23 protein-coding genes and 1 riboswitch are annotated in these 22,804 nt (G+C 71.1%); of the genes, 18 read left to right on the top strand and 5 right to left on the bottom strand.

Going from position 1 to position 22,804, the window contains the following annotated elements:
- The first annotated feature begins 85 nt into the window (after positions 1 to 85).
- The 8 genes from BZB76_RS15105 (at position 86) to BZB76_RS15070 (ending at position 9,319) form a co-directional block, all read left to right on the top strand.
- Positions 86 to 2,233, top strand: coding sequence for a primosomal protein N' (locus tag BZB76_RS15105; RefSeq protein WP_121435000.1), 2,148 nt, complete (start codon positions 86 to 88; stop codon positions 2,231 to 2,233).
- 16 nt (positions 2,234 to 2,249) lie between these two features.
- Positions 2,250 to 4,037: a hypothetical protein gene (locus BZB76_RS15100; protein WP_121434999.1), complete on the top strand. Its 1,788-nt coding sequence runs from the start codon at positions 2,250 to 2,252 to the stop codon at positions 4,035 to 4,037.
- A 115-nt stretch (positions 4,038 to 4,152) separates the two neighbouring features.
- Entirely contained in the window at positions 4,153 to 4,698 is a 546-nt protein-coding gene (def, locus tag BZB76_RS15095) for a peptide deformylase (protein ID WP_121434998.1), read from the top strand.
- Entirely contained in the window at positions 4,699 to 5,637 is a 939-nt protein-coding gene (fmt, locus tag BZB76_RS15090; RefSeq protein WP_121434997.1) for a methionyl-tRNA formyltransferase, read from the top strand. It abuts the gene before it with no gap.
- Complete coding sequence (locus BZB76_RS15085) at positions 5,637 to 7,043, top strand: RsmB/NOP family class I SAM-dependent RNA methyltransferase (RefSeq protein ID WP_121434996.1); 1,407 nt, start codon at positions 5,637 to 5,639, stop codon at positions 7,041 to 7,043. Before fmt ends, BZB76_RS15085 begins: the two co-directional genes overlap by 1 nt.
- A gap of 17 nt (positions 7,044 to 7,060) precedes the next feature.
- Positions 7,061 to 7,996: a phosphatase PAP2 family protein gene (locus BZB76_RS15080; protein WP_121434995.1), complete on the top strand. Its 936-nt coding sequence runs from the start codon at positions 7,061 to 7,063 to the stop codon at positions 7,994 to 7,996.
- Between the two features lie 13 nt (positions 7,997 to 8,009).
- A complete protein-coding gene (gene rpe, locus BZB76_RS15075) occupies positions 8,010 to 8,687 on the top strand; it encodes a ribulose-phosphate 3-epimerase (protein ID WP_121434994.1) in 678 nt (225 codons plus the stop codon).
- Positions 8,684 to 9,319: an HAD-IA family hydrolase gene (locus BZB76_RS15070; RefSeq protein ID WP_121434993.1), complete on the top strand. Its 636-nt coding sequence runs from the start codon at positions 8,684 to 8,686 to the stop codon at positions 9,317 to 9,319. The genes rpe and BZB76_RS15070 overlap by 4 nt, the downstream gene beginning before the upstream one ends.
- On the opposite strand, the gene BZB76_RS15065 is transcribed toward BZB76_RS15070, so the two are convergent.
- The 3 genes from BZB76_RS15065 to BZB76_RS15050 form a co-directional block, all read right to left on the bottom strand.
- Positions 9,316 to 10,800 carry a P-loop ATPase, Sll1717 family gene (locus BZB76_RS15065; protein WP_121434992.1) on the bottom strand — a complete coding sequence of 495 codons (1,485 nt, stop codon included), beginning with the start codon at positions 10,798 to 10,800 and terminating at the stop codon, positions 9,316 to 9,318. The two genes, BZB76_RS15070 and BZB76_RS15065, sit on opposite strands and share 4 nt — an antisense overlap.
- Before the next feature lie 83 nt (positions 10,801 to 10,883).
- Positions 10,884 to 11,147 (bottom strand): TetR-like C-terminal domain-containing protein, encoded by a 264-nt coding sequence (locus BZB76_RS15060; RefSeq protein ID WP_337959758.1) that lies wholly within the window; start codon positions 11,145 to 11,147, stop codon positions 10,884 to 10,886.
- 317 nt (positions 11,148 to 11,464) lie between these two features.
- The gene (locus BZB76_RS15050; protein ID WP_121434989.1) at positions 11,465 to 11,872 is read right to left on the bottom strand and encodes a DoxX family protein; all 408 of its coding nucleotides are present in this window, start codon (positions 11,870 to 11,872) and stop codon (positions 11,465 to 11,467) included.
- Positions 11,873 to 12,032: 160 nt separating this feature from the next.
- Positions 12,033 to 12,163: riboswitch (FMN riboswitch) on the top strand.
- Between the two features lie 74 nt (positions 12,164 to 12,237).
- Here BZB76_RS15050 and BZB76_RS15045 point away from each other — a divergent pair.
- The 7 genes from BZB76_RS15045 (at position 12,238) to BZB76_RS15015 (ending at position 17,297) form a co-directional block, all read left to right on the top strand.
- Entirely contained in the window at positions 12,238 to 12,831 is a 594-nt protein-coding gene (locus BZB76_RS15045; RefSeq protein WP_121434988.1) for a riboflavin synthase, read from the top strand.
- Positions 12,828 to 13,469: a nicotinamide mononucleotide transporter family protein gene (locus tag BZB76_RS15040; protein ID WP_121434987.1), complete on the top strand. Its 642-nt coding sequence runs from the start codon at positions 12,828 to 12,830 to the stop codon at positions 13,467 to 13,469. The genes BZB76_RS15045 and BZB76_RS15040 overlap by 4 nt, the downstream gene beginning before the upstream one ends.
- Positions 13,466 to 14,695, top strand: a complete 1,230-nt coding sequence (locus BZB76_RS15035; RefSeq protein WP_121434986.1) for a bifunctional 3,4-dihydroxy-2-butanone-4-phosphate synthase/GTP cyclohydrolase II — start codon at positions 13,466 to 13,468, stop codon at positions 14,693 to 14,695. The genes BZB76_RS15040 and BZB76_RS15035 overlap by 4 nt, the downstream gene beginning before the upstream one ends.
- Positions 14,692 to 15,198, top strand: a complete 507-nt coding sequence (gene ribH / locus BZB76_RS15030; protein ID WP_121434985.1) for a 6,7-dimethyl-8-ribityllumazine synthase — start codon at positions 14,692 to 14,694, stop codon at positions 15,196 to 15,198. The genes BZB76_RS15035 and ribH overlap by 4 nt, the downstream gene beginning before the upstream one ends.
- 86 nt (positions 15,199 to 15,284) lie before the next feature.
- Entirely contained in the window at positions 15,285 to 16,160 is an 876-nt protein-coding gene (gene hisG, locus BZB76_RS15025; RefSeq protein WP_121434984.1) for an ATP phosphoribosyltransferase, read from the top strand.
- Positions 16,153 to 16,599: a PH domain-containing protein gene (locus tag BZB76_RS15020; RefSeq protein ID WP_420534781.1), complete on the top strand. Its 447-nt coding sequence runs from the start codon at positions 16,153 to 16,155 to the stop codon at positions 16,597 to 16,599. The genes hisG and BZB76_RS15020 overlap by 8 nt, the downstream gene beginning before the upstream one ends.
- A gap of 77 nt (positions 16,600 to 16,676) precedes the next feature.
- Positions 16,677 to 17,297, top strand: coding sequence for a Uma2 family endonuclease (locus tag BZB76_RS15015; protein WP_246006958.1), 621 nt, complete (start codon positions 16,677 to 16,679; stop codon positions 17,295 to 17,297).
- A gap of 14 nt (positions 17,298 to 17,311) precedes the next feature.
- Here the strand turns inward: BZB76_RS15015 and BZB76_RS15010 are convergent, their stop codons facing one another.
- Positions 17,312 to 17,950 carry a hypothetical protein gene (locus BZB76_RS15010; RefSeq protein ID WP_121434982.1) on the bottom strand — a complete coding sequence of 213 codons (639 nt, stop codon included), beginning with the start codon at positions 17,948 to 17,950 and terminating at the stop codon, positions 17,312 to 17,314.
- Positions 17,947 to 19,347, bottom strand: a complete 1,401-nt coding sequence (locus tag BZB76_RS15005; RefSeq protein WP_121434981.1) for a selenium-binding family protein — start codon at positions 19,345 to 19,347, stop codon at positions 17,947 to 17,949. The genes BZB76_RS15010 and BZB76_RS15005 overlap by 4 nt, the downstream gene beginning before the upstream one ends.
- Before the next feature lie 336 nt (positions 19,348 to 19,683).
- Here BZB76_RS15005 and BZB76_RS15000 point away from each other — a divergent pair, with 336 nt between their 5' ends.
- Genes BZB76_RS15000 through BZB76_RS14990 form a run of 3 tightly spaced genes read left to right on the top strand, consistent with a single transcriptional unit; the run spans position 19,684 to position 22,790 of the window.
- Positions 19,684 to 20,568, top strand: a complete 885-nt coding sequence (locus tag BZB76_RS15000) for an AAA family ATPase (protein ID WP_121434980.1) — start codon at positions 19,684 to 19,686, stop codon at positions 20,566 to 20,568.
- 1 nt (position 20,569) lies between these two features.
- Positions 20,570 to 21,673 (top strand): vWA domain-containing protein, encoded by a 1,104-nt coding sequence (locus tag BZB76_RS14995; RefSeq protein ID WP_121434979.1) that lies wholly within the window; start codon positions 20,570 to 20,572, stop codon positions 21,671 to 21,673.
- On the top strand, positions 21,666 to 22,790 hold the full coding sequence (locus BZB76_RS14990) for an XdhC family protein (protein WP_121434978.1): 1,125 nt from the start codon (positions 21,666 to 21,668) through the stop codon (positions 22,788 to 22,790). Before BZB76_RS14995 ends, BZB76_RS14990 begins: the two co-directional genes overlap by 8 nt.
- Positions 22,791 to 22,804: the final 14 nt, after the last annotated feature.

Genomic DNA, 22,804 nt, shown 5'->3' with positions numbered 1-22,804 from the left:
TGAGCCAACGGCAGCGCGCCCCGTTTGATCAGTTCAACCCTAGCGTGCGCCGTGAGTTGTCGGGTTGATCTGGTAGGACGGGAGCGTGACGAAGGAGGGCGCGGGAACGGACCAGATCCCGGGGCTGGACGACCTGCCGCGAACGTCCCCGCAGAAGCCCGACAAAACCGCCAAGCCCGCTAGGTCCGGCAAGGCGGGCAAGGCGGCCAAGGGGGGGAAGAAGGGGGTTCGTCGCCCGGCCGAGGAGCTGCCCGTCGCGCGGATCGCCGTGGACGTGTCCCTGCCGCACCTGGATCGTCCGTTCGACTATCTCGTGCCCGCGCAGATGTCCGACGATGCCGTGCCGGGATGCCGGGTGAGGGTGCGGTTCGCCGGTCAGCTCGTGGACGGTTTCGTCCTGGAGCGGGTCGCCGAGAGCGACCATGACGGGAAGCTGCTGTTCCTGGAGCGGGTCACGTCGGCGGAGCCCGTCCTCACCCGCGAGGTCGTGGCGCTGGTCCGGGAGGTGGCCGACCGTTACGCGGGAACGTTCGCGGACGTGCTCCGGCTGGCCGTCCCACCACGGCACGCCCGCGTGGAGGCGGAACCCGCGCGACCGCCCACGGACACCGCCGCGGAACCGGCCGAGGACGGTGTCGCGGACGGCGTCGCGGGCGGCGTCGCGGGCGGCCTGGGGCCGTGGGCGCACTACCCGGCCGGGGCGTCGTTCCTGGGCGCGCTGGCCGAGGGGCGGGCCCCTCACGCGGTGTGGACGGCGCTGCCCGGCCCCGCCTGGACGGCGGCCATCGCGCGGGCCGTCGCCGTGACCCTCGGCTCCGGGCGCGGCGCGCTGGTGGTCGTCGCGGACGGCCGCGACGTGGCACGGGTCGACGCCGCGCTGACCGCCGAACTGGGGGAGGGCGTTCATGTCGCCCTGACGGCGGAGCTGGGGCCCGCGGAACGCTACCGGCGGTGGCTCGCCGTCCTGCGCGGGTCGGCGCGGGCGGTCGTCGGCACGCGCGCCGCGATGTTCGCGCCGGTCGCCGACCTCGGACTGGTCGTGCTGTGGGACGACGGGGACGACGTCCACGCCGAACCGCACGCCCCCTACCCGCACGCCCGCGACGTCCTGGCCCTGCGCGCGCACCGGGCCGGAGCGGGGGCGCTCATCGGCGGGTTCGCCCGGAGCACCGACGCCACCCAGCTCGTCGAGTCGGGGTGGGCGCACGCGCTCGCCGCCGACCGCGCGCACGTCCGGGCGGTGATGCCCCGCGTCCGCTACGTGGGAGAGGACGCCCAGCTCGCCCGGGACGCCGCCGCCCGCAGCGCCCGCCTCCCGAACATCGCCTTCGAGGTGGCCCGGAAGGCCCTGGAGGACGGGCCCGTCCTGGTGCAGGTCCCCAGGCGCGGGTACGTCCCGACCATCGCGTGCGGCCGGTGCCGTACGCCCGCGCAGTGCACCGCCTGCCAGGGGCCGTTGTCGTTGCCGTCGTCCCATGCCGCGCCGTACTGCCGCTGGTGCGGACGCATCGCGGGCGACTGGCAGTGCCCCGAGTGCGGGTTCGTCCATGTGCGCGCCGTGGTGGTGGGCGCCAAACGCACGGCCGAGGAGTTGGGCAGGGCGTTCCCCGGTGTGCCGGTGCGCACCTCTGGACGAGACGCCGTCCTCGAACGGGTCGGCCCGGAACGCGCGCTCGTGGTGGCCACGCCGGGCGCCGAGCCGCCCGCGGACGACGGCTACGGCGCGGCGCTGCTCCTGGACGGCTGGGCGCTGCTCGGACGCCCCGACCTGCGTGCCGGTGAGGAGACGTTGCGGCGCTGGTTGAACGCGGCGTCGCTCGTCCGGCCGAAGGGGCCGGTGGTGGTGGCCGCCGAGGGGACGCTGCCCGCCGTCCAGGCCCTCGTCCGGTGGGACCCGGTCACCTACGCGGAACGGGAACTGGCCGAACGCCGGGAGGTGGGCTTCCCGCCCGCCGCGCGGATGGCGTCGCTGACCGGCACGTCCGGCGCGATCCGTGAGTTGCTCGCCGACGCCCGGTTGCCCGAGGGCGCCGAGGTGCTCGGGCCCGTGCCGGTGCCGTCGCCGCCCGGCCCCGGCACCGACACGCGGGACAGGGAGCGCGCGCTGATCCGCGTTCCCCGGGCCGCGAGCCTCGCGCTGGCGCGCGCGCTGAAGGAGGCGCAGGGTGTGCGCAGCGCGCGCAAGGCGGCGGAGACGGTCCGGGTCCAGATCGACCCCCTGGAGCTGATCTGACCAATAGGGTTCTCGGGTGGCCGACAACTGGGTGGAGACCACCGCGACCGACCTGCGGCGGTGGGCGGACGATCGCGGCGAGGAACTGGACGAGCAGGGCGCGCGCATCCTGCTGGACCTGCTGCGGAAAGAGATGGGCCTGACCGGCCCGGAGGCGCTGACCCCGGAGGGGGTCGGTCGACTGCTCCTGGACGTGTTCCCCGAGTCGGTGGTCGCCGCGAGCGACGACGTTCCCACCGTCCTGGACGCCCTCCGCCGGATCGTCGCCTACCTGCGCGACACCGGCGCGGTGTCCGAACGGGCGGCGGCCGACCTGGACGCGGAGATCGACCGGACCGCGCCCGCGTTCTCCGACCTCGTCGCCGAGATGGACACCGAGGAACGGCACGCGGCGGCGGAGGTCATCGGCGGGCTGATGCGCGCCGACGGGATCTCCCTCGACGACCAGGACGCCGTCGACGCGTGGCTCCGCGATTTCGAGGCGCTGCCCGAGGAGGAGCGGTACGCGCGAACCGAGGACTACCTGCGGCAGGCCGAGGAACTGGTGGTGCCGCCGGTCCGGCTCGCGTCCGAGGCGGACGTCGCGGACGCCGCGCGCCGTTCCCCGCTGACCGTGAACGTCGTGGCCCTGGCGCGTTGGACGGGCGAACGGGCCCTCACCGAGCACGACACGCTCACCGAGACCGATGCCGAGGCCGCCGCCTCCGCGCTCGGCCTGGAAGGCCCGCGCCGCCACGGCCGGATGGAGGACGCGGGCGTCCTCGAACGTCTCTGGTGGGCGGCGGTCGAGGCGAGGGTCATCACGGCGGAGAAGGGCACCGCCGAACCGGGGCCCGCTCTGGACGCCCTCCGGTCCGACGACGACGCGACCATGCTCGCCGCCTGGCTGCCGCTGTTCGAGGCGTTGGTCGTCCCGGGGCACGACTACGCCGACGGTCTTGACGCGGTCGAACTCGTCCAGAACGAGATGACGGGCGTCCTCATCCACCTCTACGAGCAGGAGGCCCCGGCGACCCCCGACGTGCTCGTCGGCGCGCTGCTCGACCACGTGGCGGAGGCCTACGACCTCACCGACGCCGACACCATGCCCGAACTCGTCACGGACGCCTTCCACCTGGAACTGGCCACCCTGGAGGAGTGGGGCGTCGTCGAGTCGTCCGGGCAGGGGCGGGCGTTGACGCCGCTGGGCGTGTGGGCCGTCCGGGAACTGCTGCTCGCGGACGGGTTCACCGCGCCCGTCATCGGTGAACTGGCCGGGGCGCGGGCGTCCGAGCTCATCGCGGGACTCACCTGGTACAGGCCGGACGCCGCCGACGAGGAGATCGACGGCTGGCTGGCCCGTCACGACCCCAAGGACGCCGCCGCGGACCTCCTCGACGTGATGCGGACGGGCGGCCCCGGCGCCCGCAACCTCGCCGCCGCCGTCCTGCACCGCATCGGCCCGGAGGCGGCGGCCGTGGTCCGCGCCGCGCAGGAGCATCCGCTGGTGTCTCCCTACGCCGCCCTCTGGCTGAACGCCACAGGAGACCCGTCGGGCCGGGAACTCGCCCGCGAGGAGTACCTGTGGGTGTTCGTCGACACCGTCGCCGGGATGCTGGAGACCGCCGACCCGAAGGAGGCGGTCGAGGCCGCGCTCATGGACACGCCACCGGGAGCGGAGATGAAGGACATGGTCGACGACCTGTGGCGCACCGACCATCCCGGAGTGGCCGACGTCCTGGAGGCACTGGGCGCGCACCACCCCGACAGGGCCACCGCCAAGGCGGCCCGCACCGCCGCCTACAAGGCGCGCTCCCTGCGCTGAGGTCACCGTGCGCTGACGTCACCGCGACAGAGCGCGCCCGCGATGCGCGATGCGCGCGCATCGTGCTCCGTAGACTGGACGGAGCATCCAGATCTCCCACGAAACGGAGTCCTCGTTGGCCGTCAAGCCCATCCGCCTCTTCGGCGATCCCGTGCTGCGCACGCCCGCGGAGCCGGTGAAGGACTTCGACAAGGAGCTGCGCCAGCTCGTCAAGGACCTCACCGACACGATGATCGACGCTCCCGGTGTGGGCCTGGCCGCGCCGCAGCTCGGCGTGAGCCTGCGGGTGTTCACCTACTACGTCGACGACCGGCTGGGCCACGTGGTCAACCCGACCCTGGACCTGTCGGACGAGCAGGAGACCGACGACGAGGGCTGTCTGTCCCTGCCGGGCCTGGCGTTCCCCACGGCGCGGGCGGTGCGGGCCGTGGCGAAGGGCTTCAACATGCACGGCGAGCCGATCACGCTGGAGGGCACGCATCTGCTGGCCCGCTGCGTCCAGCACGAGACCGACCACCTCGACGGCGTGATCTTCATCGACCGGATGGACCCCGAGCAGCGCAAGGCCGCGGTGAAGGCGATCCGCGAGGCCGAGTGGTTCGGCGAACCGGCGCCGGTGGTCAAGGAGTCGCCGCACCGCACCCTCGGGAAGGCGATCTAGATGCGGTTGGTCTTCGCTGGAACTCCGGAGACGGCTCTTCCGGCCCTCACGGCGCTTCTGGGGTCCTCGCACGAGGTCGTGGCGGTCGTGACCCGTCCGGACGGGCGTTCGGGCCGTGGGCGGCGTCTCAGCGCCAGCCCGGTGGCGGAACTCGCCGCCGAGGCGGGCGTGGAGGTGCTCAAGCCCGCCAAGGCCCGTGATCCCGAGTTCCTGGACCGGCTCCGCGAGATCGCGCCCGACTGCTGTCCCGTCGTCGCCTACGGCGCCCTGCTGCCCCGCGAGGCGCTCGACATCCCCCGGCACGGCTGGGTGAACCTGCACTTCTCGTTGCTGCCCGCCTGGCGTGGCGCGGCGCCCGTCCAGCGCGCGATCCTGCACGGCGACGACGTGACCGGCGCGGCCACGTTCCAGATCGAGGAGGGCCTGGACACCGGCCCGGTCTACGGCGTGCTCACCGAGCCGATCCAGCCGACCGACACCGCCGGTGACCTGCTGGGCCGCCTGGCCGTCGCCGGTGCGAGCCTGCTGCTGGACACCATGAACGGCATCGAGGCGGGCGTCCTGGAACCGCGCCCGCAGCCGACGGAGGGCGTCTCCCACGCGGCCAAGCTGACGCCCGAGGACGGACACGTCGACTGGAAGAGCCCGGCCCTGCACATCGACCGGCTCGTCCGGGCCTGCACGCCCGCGCCCGGAGCGTGGACGCTGTTCCGTGACACGCGCCTCAAACTGGGGCCCGTCCGTCCGAGACCCGACGCCGAGAACCTGGCGCCCGGCGAACTGCGGGCGGGAAAGAACGAGGTGCTCGTGGGAACGGCAACGCATCCCGTCGCGCTGGGCGACGTCCAGCCGCAGGGCAAGCGGCCCATGGCCGCGGCCGACTGGGCGCGCGGCGTCGACCTCACCGGCGACCTCACCGGTAAGGACGCGCTGCACTGATGCCACCCGCCCGCCACCACCGACGCGCCCCGAACCGCAGGCCGGGCGGCCCGCGCAGGACGGGACGCCCGCAGGACCTCGTGCGGCGCACCGCCTTCGACGTGATCCGCGCCGTCGAGACCCGCGACGCCTACGCCAACCTCCTGCTACCGGGCCGCCTGCGCGACCGCGGTCTCACCGGACGCGACGCCGCCCTCGCCACCGAACTGACCTACGGCACGCTGCGCGGACGCGGCACCTACGACGCGGTGCTCGCCCTGTGCAGCGACCGTGAGCTGCGTCGTATCGACGCGCCGCTCCTGGACGTGCTGCGCCTCGGCGCCCACCAGATCCTCGCGACCCGGATCCCGCCGCACGCGGCCGTGGGCACGGCGGTCGAGCTGGCCCGTTCCGTCGCGGGTCCGGGCCAGTCCAAGTTCGCCAACGCGGTGCTCCGCAAGGTCGCCACCCGCGACCTGGACGCGTGGCTGGAGATCGTGGCGCCCGCCGACGCCGACACGTCCACCCGCCTGTCCGTCCGGCACAGCCACCCGAAGTGGATCGTGTCCGCGCTGCGGGACGCCGTCGGCGACGGCGAGATCGACGAACTGCTCGCCGCCGACAACGTCCGTCCACGCGTCACGCTGGTCGCCCGTCCGGGCCGGGCCACCGTCGAGGAGTTGCGCGACGCGGGCGCGGAACCCGCCCCCTACTCGCCGTTCGGCGCCGTGCTGCCCGAAGGGGACCCGGCGGAGGTCGCCGCCGTCCGCGAGGGGCGCGCCGCCGTCCAGGACGAGGCCAGCCAGCTGGTCGCCCTCGCCCTGGCGGAGACGCCCCTGGACGGCCCGGACGCGCGCTGGGCGGACCTGTGCGCGGGCCCCGGCGGCAAGGCGGGCCTGCTGTCCGCACTCGCCGCCCAGCGGGGCGCGCGGCTGCTCGCCGCCGACGTCCAGCCGCACCGGGCCCGGCTCGTCCGCGGCGCGGTCGACGACCGCACCGGCGTGGTCGCGGCCGACGGCACCGCCCCCGCGTGGCGCCCCGCCTCCTTCGACCGGGTCATGGTGGACGCGCCGTGCACCGGCCTCGGCGCGCTTCGCCGCCGCCCGGAGGCCCGCTGGCGGCGCGGCCCCGAGTCGATCGCGGAACTCGGCCCGTTGCAGCGGGCGCTGCTCGCCGCGGCGCTGGACTCCGTCCGGCCGGGAGGCGTCGTCGCGTACGTCACCTGCTCCCCGCACCTGGCGGAGACCCGGGTGGTCGTGGACGACGCCCTACGCGGCCGCGACGACGTCGAACGGCTCGACGCCCCGTCCGTCCTGGCGTCCCTGGCCGGGGACCTCACCGGCCTGGGCGACGGCCCGTACGCGCAGTTCTGGCCCCACCGCCACGGCACGGACGCGATGTTCCTGGCACTGCTGCGTCGCACGTAACCCCCGAAGGAGGCGCGTTGACCGGCTTCATGCACGTCATGTCGTTCCTGGGCAGTGCCGCCTTCTACGTGCCCGTGCTGGTGGTGTTGTTCTGGTGCGTGGCTCCGCGTCTGGCGGCGCGGGCCGCGGTCGTCCTGCTGTTCAGCGCGTTCCTCAACACGCTCCTGAAGATGGTGTTCCACGACCCCCGTCCCTACTGGACGGACCCGTCCATCGAAGGGAAACAGTCCTACACGTCGTTCGGGATGCCGTCCGGCCACGCCCAGAACGCACCGGTCGCCTGGGGGTTCTTCGCCGCCCAGACCAGGCGATGGCTCGTGTGGACAGCCGCGGCCATCCTGATCGTCCTGATCGGGCTTTCCCGCGTGCACCTGGGAGTCCACTCGATCAGCCAGGTTCTCGCGGGCTGGGCCGTCGGCCTCGCGCTCCTGATAGCCGCCCTGGGCCTGGAGCCCGTCATCGTCCCGTGGTGGACCCGCCGCCACCTCGCGGTGCAGATGGCTCTCGCCCTCGCCGTCTCCCTGCTACTACTGGCGGCGGCCTGGGGCGCGTTCCAGCCACTCCAGGACTGGACCTGGCCGGACGCCTGGGCCCGCGCCATCCAAGCGGCGGGAGGAGCGACCGAACCCCTCACGCTCGTCGATTCGGCCAGGGCCACGGGCGGCATCTGCGGCGTCGTCGCCGGCCTGTCCCTGCTCGCGTCCCGCGGCTGGTTCGAGCCGGCGGCGAAGCTCTGGCGCCGCGTGGCCCGCGTTCCCGTTGGCCTGGCCGGTGCCGCCGCGATCGCCGCGCTCGACGGGTCCCACCTCGTTCAGACGTTCGTCGTCCAGGTGGTGCTCGGGCTCTGGATCACGGCCGGGGCGCCGGAGGCGTTCGTCCGCCTCCGCCTCGCGAGCCGCACCGTGCCCGCCCTCACCCGGTCGGGTGAGGATCGGGAGGAACTGCCCCAATAGACTTCAGGGCATCATGGCTCCACAGATCGCACCCAGCATCCTGTCCGCCGACTTCGCGCACCTGGCCGACGACGTCGCCCGCATCGCCGACTCCGCCGACTGGGTTCACGTCGACGTCATGGACAACCACTTCGTCCCCAACCTCACCCTGGGACTGCCGGTCGTCCAGGCACTGCTCAAGCACAGTGCTCTGCCGCTCGACTGCCACCTGATGATCGAGGACCCCGACCGCTGGGCGCCGGAGTACGCGGAGGTCGGCGCGCAGAGCGTCACCATCCACGCCGAGGCCGCCAAGGCGCCGATCCGCACCCTGCGCGCCATCCGCGCGGCGGGCGCCCGCGCGGGCCTCGGTGTGAATCCCGCCACACCCGTGGACGGGTTCGAGGACCTCCTCGGCGAGATCGACATGCTTCTCCTCATGACCGTCGAGCCCGGGTTCGGCGGCCAGAAGTTCCTGGACGTCGTCCTGCCGAAGGTCCGCCGCGCCCGCGAACTCATCCGGGGCCGCGACCTTCCCGTGTGGCTCCAGGTGGACGGCGGCGTCAGCGCGGAGACCATCGAACGGTGCGCGGAGGCCGGGGCGGACGTGTTCGTCGCGGGCAGCGCCGTGTACGGGGCCGACGACCCCGCCGAGGCGGTCCGCCGACTCCGAGCCCAGGCGGAAGAGGCGACGACGAAGGCGAACTGGTGAACTTTCCCTGCACGGCCGTCCTGTTCGACGTGGACGGCACCCTCGTCGACTCCACGCCCCTCGTCGAACGCGCCGCCCGCGAATGGGCCGCCGAGTACGGCATCGACGCGGACGAGTTCCTCGCCGACGCCCACGGACGCCGAACCATCGACCGCGTGGCCGAGTTCATCCCACCCGACCAGGTCCACGCCGCCACCGCCCGCCTGGACGAGTTGGAGGCCACCGGCACCGAGGGCATCAGCGCCCTGCCCGGCGCCCTGGACCTTCTGACGAACATGAACGGTCTGCCGTGCGCGTTCGTCACGTCCATGGACAGGGCCCAACTGAGACTCCGCGCGGACATCGCGGGCGTGCCGCTCCCGCCGGTCGTGGTGACGGCCGAGGACATCCCGGACGGCAAGCCCGACCCGTCCGGCTACCTTCGGGCCGCCCGGCTCCTGGGCGTGGACCCGTCCGCCTGCGTCGTCTTCGAGGACGCCCCCGCCGGTGTGGCGGCGGGCCGCGCCGCCGGTGCGACCGTCCTGGCGGTGACCACCAGCCACGACCCGGCGGTGCTGACCGACGCCCACCACATCATCCCGAACCTCACCCACGTGAAGACGACCTCAACGGGCGTGCACCTGACCGGCTAGGACGCGGCGATTCCGAGCGCGGCGCGGAACATGTCGTGGATCCGGAACCGTTTCACCGCCGCGAGGTTGAGGTGCTGCACCTGGTGGCTTCCCAGGAAGGTGCCGTCCCCGTTGGCCTGGGCGCTGAGCAGGCCCGACCGCCACAGCACCTCGATCAGGTCGTTCGGGTCGCACCGCGGCAGCCATGACCGCGTCCCGTGCGTGGGGATCTCACCGACGGCGAGTTCGAGGCAGAGCATTTCGAGCTCATCCCGTTCGAACGTGTCCGGGCGACTGCGGAAGACCTCAAAAATGCTCAACAACCCCGGATACTGAAAACGGTATTCGGCGGCGATATCTCTGAGCCGCTCCACGGAGTAGCCGTACTCGGAACGCTCGATCGCCGAATAGGGAACAGGCAGCCGCGAGGTTCGCGTCCTCCCGTTCGCCAGCGCCTCCGAACAGAACTGGATGATCTCCCTGGGCCGGTACAGCGTCCTGTCGACCATGTACCGGAACGACGCTTTCGAGCCCCGACCTCGCGGCGAAGAGAAGATCGCCGACCAGCAGGCCCAGTCCCCGGCCTGTTCCAGGGCCTCCACGTCGAAACCCTTCTCATGCGCCGAATGCCTGATCCGCTTGGCGATCAACTCCAGCAGGGACTCCTCCGACCAGTAGATCTTCTCCACCAGGTCCCGGTGTTTCTGCGCGTCGTCATAAAGCGACGGAATATCGTCATACAGCTCCTGCCGTAGCGATACATAAACACGCAGATTACGATGCAGCGCGTTGATGGAAACACACGCCTGGAACAACCCGGAGACGAACGCCTTGGCGTCCTCGGACGAATCCCACCCCCGGTCGAGTTCGTCGACCAGCACCACGACCCGCTCGCCGTCCAACACTCTTTGCAAAGCGGGCAACAGGTTGTGTATCTCTTCAAGTTTGTAGAGCCGGTCCAGCTCCCGCGTCCGCAGCCCCGCCTCGATCGGCCCGAGTTTGACGGCCTCCAGCCGCTTCAGATACGACACGAGCAACGACAACGGCCCGAGCTGCTGCGCGCCGTGGATGTCCCGGACGTACTTGTGGATCTCCCGGCCGCCGCCCTTGGTCAGCCGCAGCCCCTTCCGCGCCAGCGCCTTCATCACCAGTACATAGATCAGGTACTTCCACGCCGCCGCATAGGCACCCTGTTTCGCCCACGACCCCGCGTCCTCGGCCGCCATCGTCGCGCTGAGCAACTCGTACGAGTAATCCTCCGGGCTCAGCACGATCACATGGCTGCCGGCCTCGCGTTCCCGCTTGGCCAGCACCTGGAAGATGGCGCTCTTCCCCGCCCCGCGGTTCCCCATCAGGATCGTCTTCGCCCCCGACCGGACCCGCTGGTAGGCGTCGGACTCGACGAAGTACTTCTCCAGCCCCCGGGAGATGTCCCGCTCGGCCGACGGAGTCCCGAAGTCGAGAACGTCCAGGATTTTCGGTGACAAGGTAAGTCCGCCCATGCCCCATCCTCGATCCCTCGGCGCCCTTTCAGTCAACGAGTTTCACGTGCCGCCCGCCCAACGGCAACCCCTGCCGGGCACCCTCAGTTGGGGGAGAGGGCGCGCAGGATGACCGTCGCGACACGATCGAGGTAGTCGGGCTCCGAAGCGCCGTGCAGGCCGTTCAACCGCCAGAAGATGAGAGCGATCACCAGGTCGAGGGCCATTCCCATGTCGATGTCGGTGGCCGGTTCGCCCCGCTCGACGGCCCGCCGGAAGACCGCCTCGCCCCGCGCGCGACGCGGCACGCCGATATCGACGAGCGTCGCCCTGGCCAGTGCCTCGTTGCGCACCCCCTCCGCGATCAGGTCCGGAAGGATTCAGGCGATGCGCGGATGGCTGAGCCAGTCGGCCACCCCTTGCAGGAGCGCGCGCAGATCACCGTGGAGCGACCCGGTGTCGGGCACCTGCGCCATATCGGCACGCTCAATCCGGACAGGACGGCGAGGACCATCTCCTGCTCGCCGTTGCCTTTTAAGTTCGATCCGATCGCCCAGTACGAGCGTGAGCGGTCGGGGCCGGTGGCTCTGGCTGAGGGGGCGGCGGGGATTGCCTGCGTGGCGGTGACCGGAGGGAGGGCTCAGCCGCGCCGCCGGGGGGAGGGGGCGGCGCGGCTCGGGGAGCCTTAGAAGAGGGGGTCCAGCAGGGTTAGGCCCGGGTGGGGGTCTGAGGCGTAGAGGACGAACACCGCGAGGGCGCCGCCGGTGAGGCTGAGGTTCTTGCTGAACTGGATCTGCTCCAGTTGGCGGGCCTCGGGGGTCTCCTGGCGCCAGAAGTCGTGGAAGATCACGGCGGTGAGGAGCAGGAACGGGACGAGGGCGAGCGCGGCCAGGTCGGGCCAGATGCCGAGGACGAGGAGGAGCGCCGCCACCAGCATGTAGGCGCCCGAGGCCTGGACGGCGAGTTTCGGCTGGGGGAGCTTCTTGGCCGCCGCGTAGGGGGCCATGGCCTCGGCGGAGGTGAGATGGCTGAAACCGGCGCCGAGGAAGATGAAGGCTAACGCGATGCGGGCGATGAGAGCGACGACGTCCATGACTGCCTCCAGGGGGGTTATGTGACAGGCGTCACTTTGGTCACGGTATCTAACCATCCCCGTGATTGTTGAGCGTTGAACTGATTTGTCATGGGTGGTCCGTGGTGATGGTCACACCGGGCGGGAATGAGTTGCGTGGCACACTGGTTGACGACCATGAACGCGTGCTCCGGGGTCGGTGAAATTCCGAACCGGCGGTGACAGTCCGCGACCCGGCCGAAGCCATCGGCCGGTTGACCCGGTGGAACTCCGGGACCGACGGTGAAAGTCCGGATGGGAGGCAGCGCGCTGTACGCCCCTGCGCAGGGGGCGTGCGTCGATGTATGGACGTCCCCCGGAGCCTTATCTAGGAGGCCCGGGTAGAGATGTTCACCGGCATCGTCGAGGAGCTCGGCGAGATCGCGGCGATCGAGCCCGCCGGGGACTCGGTCACGCTCGCCGTCCGCGGTCCGCTCGTCACGGAAGACGCCGTGCACGGCGCGTCGATCGCCGTCAACGGGGTCTGTCTCACCGTCGTGGACGTCAAGGACGAGGTCTTCACTGCCGACGTCATAAAGGAGACCCTCGACAAGTCGAGTCTCGGGGCGCTGGAACCCGGCTCCAAGGTCAACCTCGAACGGCCCGTACGGCTGTCCGACCGGCTCGGCGGGCATCTCGTCCAGGGCCATGTCGACGGCGTCGGCGAGATCATCTCCCGGGAGCCGGGGGAGCGGTGGGACGTCGTCACCGTGTCGCTCCCGTCCCAGCTGAGCCGCTACCTGGTCGACAAGGGCTCCATCACCGTGGACGGCATCAGCCTCACCGTGGTGGAGGCGGGCGCCGACCGGTTCAGCGTCGCGCTCATCCCGACGACGCTCGCGCTCACCACGCTCGGGCACAAGGGCCCCGGCGACCCGGTGAACCTCGAGGTGGACGTCGTCGCCAAGTACGTCGAACGCATGCTCGGTGATCGGCAATGAGCTGGTTCGACGCGGGCTTCGAGGTGTTCGGCGAGCACATCCTGTGGACCGATCTCGTCGGCAACGTCCTGTCCCTGGCCGTCGTCTGGCTCGCCATGCGCAAGACGCTGTGGACGTGGCCGGTCCAGCTCACCGGGGCCCTTCTGCTGCTCGCCGCGTCCATGAACGCGCACGTCCCCGGAAACGCCCTGAAGCAGGTGCTGTTCTGTGGGCTCGCCCTCTACGGGTGGACGATGTGGGCCCGTGGACGGCGGGAACCGAGCGGGCTCGTCGTCCGGCAGGCGACGCCGCAGGAACGTCTGGTGCTGGTCGCCGCGCTGCTGTTCGGCACGGCGCTGGTCGCCCAACTGTTCGTCCACCTCGACTGGCTGAAGATCGCCTGGTCGCCGTGGGCGAACGCCTACATCTTCGTCGGCAGCGCGGTCGCGACGTTCGCGCAGAGCCGCGCCCTGGTCGACTTCTGGATCGTCTGGGTGCTCGTCGACCTGGTCGGAATGCCGCTGGCGTTCAAGTCCGGGCTGTACGTCTCCGGCGCGGTCTACGGGATCTTCTTCGTCATGGTGATGGTCGGGTTCAGGAACTGGCTCCGGGAGTCCCGGGGCGTGCACACCCCACAACGTGAGGCGGTGACCGCATGAGCGGCAACGACGGTGACGGGGTCTTCGACCCCATCGAATCGGCGATCGAGGACATCGCGGCGGGACGTCCCGTAGTGGTCGTCGACGACGAGGACCGCGAGAACGAGGGCGACATCATCTTCGCCGCGTCGAAGGCGACGCCGGAGCTGCTGACGTTCACGATCCGGCACACCAGCGGCGTCATCTGCGTCCCCATGGAGGGCGCCGACCTCGACCGGCTCCAGATCCCGTTGATGACCGCGCAGAACAACGAGCGGATGCGCACCGCGTACACGGTCAGCGTGGACGCCCGGCTCGGCGTCACCACCGGCATCTCCGCCGCCGACCGGGCCCGGACGATCCGGACGCTCTGCGACTCGGCGTCCGAACCGCGCGACCTCGTCCGGCCCGGCCACATCTTCCCGCTGCGCTATCGGGAGGGCGGCGTCCTGCGCAGGCGCGGCCACACCGAGGCCGCCGTCGACCTCGCCCGGCTCGCCGGACTCCCACCGGCCGGCGTCCTCGCCGAGGTGGTCAACGAGGACGGCACCATGGCCCGCCTCCCGGAACTTCAGATCTTCGCCAAGGAACACCGGCTGAAGCTGATCTCCATCGAGCAGCTCGCCGAATACCGCCGACGCAACGAGGCGATGGTCACCCGCGTCGTCGAAACCCGCCTGCCCAACCGGTACGGAGAATGGCGCGCGATCGGATTCTCCAGCGCCATCGACGGCGGTGAGCACGTCGCGCTGGTGCTCGGCGACCTCGGCGACGGCCAGGACGTTCTGATCCGGGCCCATTCGGAATGCCTCACCGGGGACGTGCTGCACTCCGAACGCTGCGACTGCGGCACCCAGCTCGACGCCGCCATGGAACGCATCGCCGAAGAGGGACGCGGCATCGTCCTGTACCTGCGAGGTCACGAAGGACGCGGCATCGGCCTGCTCGCCAAACTCCAGGCCTACGCACTCCAGGACAACGGGTCCGACACCGTCGACGCAAACCTCGAACTCGGGCTCCCCGCGGACGCGCGCGAGTACTCCAACGCCGCGCATATGCTGCGTGACCTGGGCGTACACTCGATCCGGGTACTCACCAACAACCCGGACAAGCTCAAGGGGCTGGACGGATTCGGCCTCGACGTGCGAGGACGCGTGTCCATGCCCGTCATCGTCACCGAGCACAACCGGCGCTACCTGACGGTCAAACGCGACCGTCTCGGACACCAGATCGAAGGACTCACATGAGCGGCGCGGGGCGCCCCGACGACACCGCCGTCGACGCGGCGGGCCTCACGCTCGGCATCGTCTGCACCCGCTGGCACGAGCCGATCACCGACCGGCTCCTGGAACGGGCGCTGGCCGCGGCGAAGGCGTGCGGTGTGGACGAACCCGTCGTCGCCCGCGTCGCCGGGGCCATGGAACTGCCCGTGGTGGCGCAGCAACTCGCCCGCGACCTCGACGCCGTCGTCTGCCTCGGCGTCGTCATCCGGGGCGCGACCGCCCATTTCGACTACGTCTGCGACTCCGTCACCGCAGGTGTGACCCGTGTCGCGCTGGACGAGTCGACTCCGGTGGGCAACGGAGTTCTCACATGTGACACCATTGAGCAGGCGATGGAACGCAGTGGGCTGCCGGGCAGCTCCGAGGACAAGGGATGGGAGGCGACTGTGGCCGCACTCGACACGGCACTGACCCTGCGAGGTCTGCGGCATCACGGTCACGCCGGGCACCGCTCGGAGCATAGGTAGGAAGTCCGGGAATTCCCCTGAACGACCTGCTTCCGGGCTCCTGAGCATCCCGGGGTCCGCATCCTCATCCATCGAAAGGCAATTCCGTGCTGTCACTCGTCCTGCCCAAGGGGTCGCTCGAAAAGGCGACCATGCAGCTGTTCGACGCCGCCGACCTCACCGTCCAGCGCACGTCGGACCGCGACTACCGCGCGTCCATCGACGACCCCCGCATCGAGCGGGTCCGGGTCCTGCGCCCGCAGGAGATCCCGACCTACCTCGAACAGGGCCTGTTCGACCTCGGCATCACCGGCCGCGACTGGATCACCGAGACCGACGCCGACGTGGTCAGCCTCGGTGAACTCAAGTACTCCAAGGCCACCTCCAACCCCGTCCGCGTGATCATGGCGGTGCCGGACGGGGCGCCCTGGCAGAAGGTGTCCGACCTGCCGGAGGGCGTCCGGATCTCCACCGAGTTCCCGGCCATGACCAAGCGGTTCCTCGAACGGCACGGCGTCAAGGCCACGGTCGTCCCGTCCTACGGCGCGACCGAGGCGAAGGTGCCCGACATCGTGGACGCGATCGTCGACCTCACCGAGACCGGCTCGTCGCTCCGCAAGAACGGCCTGCGCATCCTCGACACGCTCCTGACCAGCTACACCGAACTCGTCGCCAACCGCGACGCCTACGAGGACCCCGAGAAACGCGCCGCCATGGAGGACATCTCCCTCCTCCTCCAGGGCGCGATCCGGGCGCGCGGCAACGTCCTGCTCAAGCTGAACGTCGCGCAGAGCGACCTGCAGAACGTCCTCGACATCATGCCGTCGATGTCGTCGCCGACCGTCACGTCGCTGGCCGGCGGGGAGTCGAGCGCCGTGGAGTCGGTGGTCGCCAAACGCGGCGTGAACACGCTGATCCCGGCGCTGAAGGCCGCCGGTGCCCACGACATCCTCGAAATCCCCATCTCGAAGATCGTTGACTGAGCCACCGGCGCTCCCGACCGTGTGGCGTCCCCGCACCACCCGGCTCGTCGCCTACCTCACGGCGGGCGTGATCATGCTCGGCCTGATCGTGCTCGCCGTGGTGGTGGCGCCCCAGTTCAAGACGTTCGACCGCGTCCTCATGGTCGCCTTCGGCGCGTTCGTCGCCTGGATCCTGCACATGCTGGCCCGCTGCCGCGTCGCCGCCGACGAGTCGGGCCTCACGGTCGTCAACGCCTTCCGCACCCGCCGCCTCGAATGGCCCGAGGTCGTCGACGTCACCATGTCGGTCGGCGAACCCTGGCCCACCCTCGACCTGGCGGACGGCACGTCCCTCGGCGCCATGGGCATCAACGGTGCCGAGAAGACCCTCGCCGCCCGCCAACTCGCCGAACTCCAAGCCCTCCTCCACACCCGAGGCGAAGCCCCCGACCCCACCTGACCGACCGTCCTTGCTCCATGTCTCAGTTCTAGACTGTTGTCAGGACCGGGAGAGCGTTCGTGTGCGACAGTGTGTCCATGAGCGCTCAGAGTGTCGAGGCGTACGCCGAAAGTAGCCACATGGACTCTGGATCGCTGCCAGACTGGGTGTTCCCCCCGCCGGATGGATTCACCGCCGACGACTTCCTTCGTATGCGCGGTCTGCCCCGGCATACCGAGCTGATCGACGGGAGCCTGGTCTTCGTGAGCCCGCAGAGACTGTGGCACGACTGGGTGCTGGACTTGCTCCGCACCGAGTTGGACCACCAGGCGCCCCCGGAGATGCGAGCCGTCCGGGAGATGTCGGTCAAGTTGGCCAAGCGCCAGGTTCCCGAGCCCGATGTGTCGGTGGTCAGAGCGGAGTTCCTCGATCCGCGGCGCACCTATTTCCTCGCGGAAGACGTCGTTCTGGCGATCGAAGCCGTCTCACCGAGTTCCGAGGAGTTCGACCGGGAAACGAAGCCCCGCCGGTACGCCGCCGCAGGGATCAAACACTTCTGGCGGGTGGAACTTGAGGACGATCGGACGGTCGTCTACTCGTATGAGCTCGACCCGCCCATGGGCGCGTACGTCGCGACCGGCATCCATCATGATCAGCTCAAGCTCACGGTGCCGTTCGACATCGAGATCGACCTCACCGCCGTCGGTAGGCGTCGGTAGGCCGAGAGCACCGGCTAGAGCGCGGTGACGAGGGTGATGGTGCCCGCGGTGATGAGGGCGGTGGCCCAGAGGCGGTCGAGGTCGAACCAGGCGCGGCGCAGGATGGTCAGGCCGACGATCTCGTAGACGGCTACGGCGATGACGCCCGCGACCGCGAACATCGCGAGGGTGTGGACGGCCGTGACGAACACGCCGGTGGAGAGCGCGCTGCCCGACGCCGACGCCAGGCCGTGGTCGTGGCCCGCCGGGGCCGCTCCTGATGAGGTCAGCACCGGCAGCAGCATCAGGCCGGCGCCGTGTGCCGACGACATCAGGAACGACCATCCGGCGAGTTGCCGCAGCGAGAGCCGCATTCCGACCCAGCGGAAATGGCGCCGGGACAGCAGTCGCCACAACCCGAAACCGACGAGCACGACGCCGCCGCCGACCGCGACGGCCCGTGTCGCGACGACGGAGCGGGTGAGGGTGATGAGGATCGCGACCGCGCCGACCGACGCGGCGTGACCCGCCGCGATGGCCGGGAGCGACTGCAGCACGAGGGAACGGCTGCGCTCCTGGAGGCCGCGCGCCACGGCGAACAACCAGCCCATGGCGGGGTTGACGCCGTGGAACGCGCCGAGCGCGACCAGCGCGGCCAGCGAACCGTCGTTCACGGATAGCAGTACGAGTCCGAGGAGGCGTCGCCGCCCTGGAGGCGCGTCTGGTGCGGGCGCAGGCCGCGGAACGCGTCACCGTGGGGGAAGAAGCGCTCGTCGAACGTGAACTTGTCGGGTGTGGAATCGAGTTTGGCCATCCAGGCGCCCACGCCGTCGGGGAAGAACTGGTCGTCCCAGGAGCCGTACAGGGAGTTGGTGACGTAGACGCGTTCGCCGTCCCGGCTGACCTCCACCATCTGCGGGCCGCCCGCGAGGGGCAGGTCCGGGGCGGCGGGGTGCGGTGTCCGGCCGACGATGCCGCCGATGCGCACCGAGCCCGCCTCGACCGGGTTGAACGGGTCGCTGACGTCGTAGCGCTTCAGTTCTCCGGTGCCCCAGCACGACACGTACAGCCACTGGTCGTCGACGGACAGGTCGATGTCGGTGATCAGCGGCGGGACCGCGCCGAACGGCGCGATGACCGGTGGGAGGGACGCCGCGTCCGCGGGCTCGGCGGGGACGGTGATGACCTTCCGCGCCGCCCAGGAGTCGCCGTCGCGGTGCCAGAGCCAGACGGACGCCGACAGGTCCTCGACGTTCACGACCACGCCCGCGAACCCGTACAGCTTCGTCGGGTCGTGGGCGGGACGCAGTTCCAGGACCATCTGGTGCTCGTCACCGAGGTCGACGGTCTGGACGTGCTTGCGTTTGCGGAGGTCGAAGAAGTTCAGCGCGTGCCCGTACTTGCGGCCCAGCAGGAGTTCGCCGACGACGCCGTCCTCCACCATGGACGGAGTGCCCCACTCGGACGTGACGAGCACGTCGTGCGCGATGTGCCACCACGCGTCATAGGCGAGGTACTGGGGGCCGCGGTCGACCTCCCAGCGTCCGAGCACGTCGAACGAGGTGTGGTCGAGCAGCGCGATACCGCCCGGGCCGTCCTCGCCGTTCGCCCCGCCGAGCGCCGTCAGGTACAGGCCTTCGGGCCCGCAGTGGACGGTGTGCGGACGCGAGTACCCGGCGCGCTTGGCCAGCTCGTCCGGCTCGATCACCTTGACGATCTTGGGTGCGGTCGGGTCGTCCTTGGTGTCGATGACGTACACCCGGGACGACCGCAGCCCCGGAACGATCAGGTAGCGGCGTTCCACATGCGGGTGCGGGGACCCCGGGCACAGTGCGCTGCTGCACGCGTTCCATCCGAAGTGGTGCAGCTCGTCGCCGAGGTAGGGCAGGTCGGTCCAGCCGACGACGGTGCCGTAGGAGGCGGAGTCCGGATCGACGTCCAGGACGGCGATGGCGTCCGGCTTCTCGGCGGCGCGGTCGAACGCGGCCACGTAGGCGAGCTTCTCGGGAGGCGCGGAGGCGGCGTCGCGCGGGGAGGCGTAGAACGTCGGGTCTGGTTTCCAGAGCGCCATGGGGGTCCTCTCGGGCACGTGACCGGTTCCGCGACATGGCCAGCGTCCAGCCGGGCGGGCGCGTTGTCCCGCGATGTACAGGGGCCTGTCACCGGCCGGCAAGGCCAATGCCGCTGCATAAATAAAACTATCCCTACCTATTTACCATAGAAGACTTCGCCGTGTGAACGGACAGCCCTGCTGAGTAGCCTGACTCCGTGGCGGCCGGTGGGTGGTGGCGCGCGATCTCATGGCACGTGCCGCCGTCGACCCGGTCGGGACGTCTGCGCCTGGGTTGCGGGGCTTAGCGACATCCCTGTCCCTGAGTAGCCTGAGGGTTGTGGGGGGACGGTGGGGATGACCGTGGACCTGGTGGGATCGCCCGCGGAGCTTGCGGGGCTCCTTGATCGACATGCCTATCTGTGCGACGAGGGGCTCGCGACGGCGTGTTTTCTCGCGTTGCGCATGGGGCGGCCCCTGTTTCTGGAGGGTGAGGCCGGGGTCGGGAAGACCGAGCTGGCCAAGACTCTCGCGCGGGGGCTCGGAGCGCCGTTGATCCGGCTTCAGTGCTACGAGGGACTGGACGCCTCCCAGGCCCTCTACGACTGGGATTTCCCCCGGCAGCTGCTGCACCTGCGTGCGGCCGAGGCGGCGGGTGTGGGTGATGTGGAGCGGCTGGAGGGCGAGCTGTACGACCGGCGGTTCCTGTTGGCTCGGCCGTTGTTGCGGGCCCTGGAGACGTCGCCGAGTGTCCTGCTGGTGGACGAGCTCGACCGTGCCGACGACGAGTTCGAGGCGTTCCTGCTCGAAGTGCTCAGTGACTTCACCATCACCGTTCCGGAACTGGGCACGATCCGGGCGGAGCGGCCGCCGGTCGTCGTGGTCACGTCCAACCGCACCCGTGAGGTCCACGACGCGTTGAAGCGGCGGTGCCTGTACCACTGGTTGGAGCATCCGTCGTTCGAGCGCGAGGTCGCGATCATCAGACGGCGGTTGCCGGACGCGGCGGAGCGGCTCGCCGGGCAGGTCGCGCGGGCGGCGCAGCGGATGCGGACGGCCGATCTGTTGAAGCCGCCCGGTGTCGCCGAGACCCTCGACTGGACGGAGGCGCTCGTCGCGCTCGGTGTCCGCGACCTCGACCCGGGCACGGCCGCGGTGACGCTCGGCGCCGTCCTGAAATACCGCGAGGACCAGCAGCGCGTGCTCGGCGGCGGCCTCGACGCCCTCCTCAACGGGGGTTGAGATGGAGCGGGACGTCGTCGAGACCATGGTCGGGTTCGCGCGGACGGTCCGCGCGGCGGGCGGCGCCGCCGACCCGGAGCGGGTCCAGGCGATGCTGGCGGCGCTCGACCATCTCGACGTCCTCGATCCGGCCGAGGTGTACTGGGCCGGGCGCCTGACGCTCTGCGCCGACCCCGACGACCTCGCCCGCTATGACCGGTGCTTCGCCGCGTACTTCTCCGGCGCGACCGTCCGGCCGACCGCGCGGCCGGTGGTCGTCAGGCGGGCGGCGGTTCCCGGCGCGGAGGGCGGCGAGGGGCGGGCGGGTGAGCTGCGGGCCGGGTCCGCGAGCGCCGTGGAGGTGCTCCGTGATCGCGATGTGGCCCGGCTGACCGAGGCGGAGCGTGCCGAGGTCGCTCGGCTCATCGCGGTGCTGGACGCGGGAGCCGAGCGGCGCAGGTCTCGCAGGTTCGCGCCTGCGTCCACGGGTCGGCTCGACCCGGCGCGGACCGTTCGGGAGACGCTGCGGCGTGGCGGCGAGACGGCTCTGCTTCGGCATCGGACGCCGCGAAGCCGTCCGCGCCGTGTCGTGCTGATCGTGGACGTCAGCGGGTCGATGAGTCCCTACGCCGACGCCCTGCTGCGGTTCGCGCACGCCGCAACCCGCTCCGGCGGACGAGACGTCGAGGTGTTCAGCGCCGGGACGCGGCTGACCCGCCTCACCCGGGAACTGCGGCACCGCGACCCGGACACGGCGATGGCCTCGGCGTCCGCCGCCATCCCCGACTGGAGCGGCGGCACCCGGCTCGGCGAGGAGCTGAAGGAGTTCCTCGACCGGTTCGGGCGGCGCGGTCTGGCCCGCGGCGCGATCGTGGTGATCGCGTCGGACGGGTGGGAACGCGGCGACGCGGCGCTGCTCGGCGAGCAGATGGCGCGGCTGCACCGGCTCGCGCACCGGGTCGTGTGGGCGAACCCGCACAAGGCCCGACCCGGGTATGAGCCGCTCACGGCCGGGATGGCGGCGGCGCTTCCGCACGTGGACGACTTCACGTCCGGACACAGCCTCGGGGCGCTGGAGGAACTGGCCCGCCTCATCGGCAACGGGAGGGGAACCGCACATGCGTGACGTGCTCGGCGACATCACCGGCTGGTACGCGTCCGGGGAGACGTTCGGGCTCGCGACCGTCGTCAACACCTTCCGCAGCGCGCCGCGCCCGCCCGGCGCCGCGATGGCGGTGTCCCCGGACGGCGAGGTCGCGGGCAGCGTGTCCGGCGGATGCGTCGAGGGCGCCGTGTACGAGCTGGCGCGGTCGGTGATGGAGACCGGCCGGCCGGTCGTCCAGCGGTACGGGGTGACCGACGACGACGCGTTCGCCGTCGGGCTGACCTGCGGTGGGATCCTCGACGTGCTGGTGGAGCCGGTCGGGCCCGCGACGTTCCCGGAGTTCGCCGACGTCGCCGCGTCGATAAAGGCCCGCGAACCCGTCGCCGTCGCCACCGTCGTCGCCGGGCCGGGGAGGATCGGCGCCCGTCGGGTGGTGTGGGGCGACCGCGCCTCCGGGTCGCTGGCGCCCGGCGCCGCGTACGCCGCCCGCCTCGACGCCGCCGTCGACGACGACGCGCGCGGCATGCTCGCGCAGGGTCTCACCGGGCAACGTCACTACGGCCGGGAGGGCGAGCGGCGGCTGGACGAGCTGACCGTGTTCGTGCACGCGTTCGCGCCGCCGCCGCGCCTGCTGGTGTTCGGCGCGATCGACTTCGCCGCCGCCGTCGCCCGCGTCGGAACGTTCCTCGGCTACCACGTGACGGTGTGCGACGCGCGGCCCGTGTTCGCGACGTCCAAGCGGTTCCCGGACGCAGACGATGTCGTGGTGAAGTGGCCGCACAAGTACCTGCAGGAGACGGCCGACGCCGTGGACGAGCGGACGGCGATCTGCGTCCTCACCCATGACCCGAAGTTCGACGTCCCGCTGCTGGAGGTGGCGTTGCGGACCCGCGCCGGATACGTCGGCGCGATGGGGTCGCGCCGCACCCACGACGACCGGCTCGCCCGTCTCCGGGAGGCGGGGCTGACCGACGCGGAACTCCGGCGGCTGCGCTCGCCGATCGGCCTTGACCTCGGCGCCCGCACCCCCGAGGAGACCGCCGTGTCGATCGCGGCGGAGCTCGTGCAGCTCCGCTGGGGCGGCTCGGGGCGACCGCTCACCGAAACCACCGGCCGGATCCACGGCGACCCGCCCTGACGGCACTACCCTCG

This window comes from Actinomadura pelletieri DSM 43383 (assembly GCF_003634705.1).
Classification (GTDB): domain Bacteria; phylum Actinomycetota; class Actinomycetes; order Streptosporangiales; family Streptosporangiaceae; genus Spirillospora; species Spirillospora pelletieri.
Note: the sequence above shows the minus strand (reverse complement) of the source record. Positions and strands in the feature narration are given on the sequence as shown.

Bases quoted from the DNA above. Each gene is read 5' to 3' on its own strand.
- BZB76_RS14995 (WP_121434979.1), top strand. From the start codon at position 20,570: ATGGAGCGGGACGTCGTCGAGACCATGGTCGGGTTCGCGCGGACGGTC.
- BZB76_RS15035 (WP_121434986.1), top strand. From the start codon at position 13,466: ATGAGCGGCAACGACGGTGACGGGGTCTTCGACCCCATCGAATCGGCG.
- BZB76_RS15005 (WP_121434981.1), bottom strand. From the start codon at position 19,347: ATGGCGCTCTGGAAACCAGACCCGACGTTCTACGCCTCCCCGCGCGAC.
- rpe (WP_121434994.1), top strand. From the start codon at position 8,010: ATGGCTCCACAGATCGCACCCAGCATCCTGTCCGCCGACTTCGCGCAC.
- BZB76_RS15015 (WP_246006958.1), top strand. From the start codon at position 16,677: ATGAGCGCTCAGAGTGTCGAGGCGTACGCCGAAAGTAGCCACATGGAC.
- BZB76_RS15040 (WP_121434987.1), top strand. From the start codon at position 12,828: ATGAGCTGGTTCGACGCGGGCTTCGAGGTGTTCGGCGAGCACATCCTG.
- BZB76_RS15085 (WP_121434996.1), top strand. From the start codon at position 5,637: ATGCCACCCGCCCGCCACCACCGACGCGCCCCGAACCGCAGGCCGGGC.
- BZB76_RS15065 (WP_121434992.1), bottom strand. From the start codon at position 10,800: ATGGGCGGACTTACCTTGTCACCGAAAATCCTGGACGTTCTCGACTTC.
- fmt (WP_121434997.1), top strand. From the start codon at position 4,699: ATGCGGTTGGTCTTCGCTGGAACTCCGGAGACGGCTCTTCCGGCCCTC.
- BZB76_RS15045 (WP_121434988.1), top strand. From the start codon at position 12,238: ATGTTCACCGGCATCGTCGAGGAGCTCGGCGAGATCGCGGCGATCGAG.
- BZB76_RS15050 (WP_121434989.1), bottom strand. From the start codon at position 11,872: ATGGACGTCGTCGCTCTCATCGCCCGCATCGCGTTAGCCTTCATCTTC.
- BZB76_RS15000 (WP_121434980.1), top strand. From the start codon at position 19,684: ATGACCGTGGACCTGGTGGGATCGCCCGCGGAGCTTGCGGGGCTCCTT.
- BZB76_RS14990 (WP_121434978.1), top strand. From the start codon at position 21,666: ATGCGTGACGTGCTCGGCGACATCACCGGCTGGTACGCGTCCGGGGAG.
- ribH (WP_121434985.1), top strand. From the start codon at position 14,692: ATGAGCGGCGCGGGGCGCCCCGACGACACCGCCGTCGACGCGGCGGGC.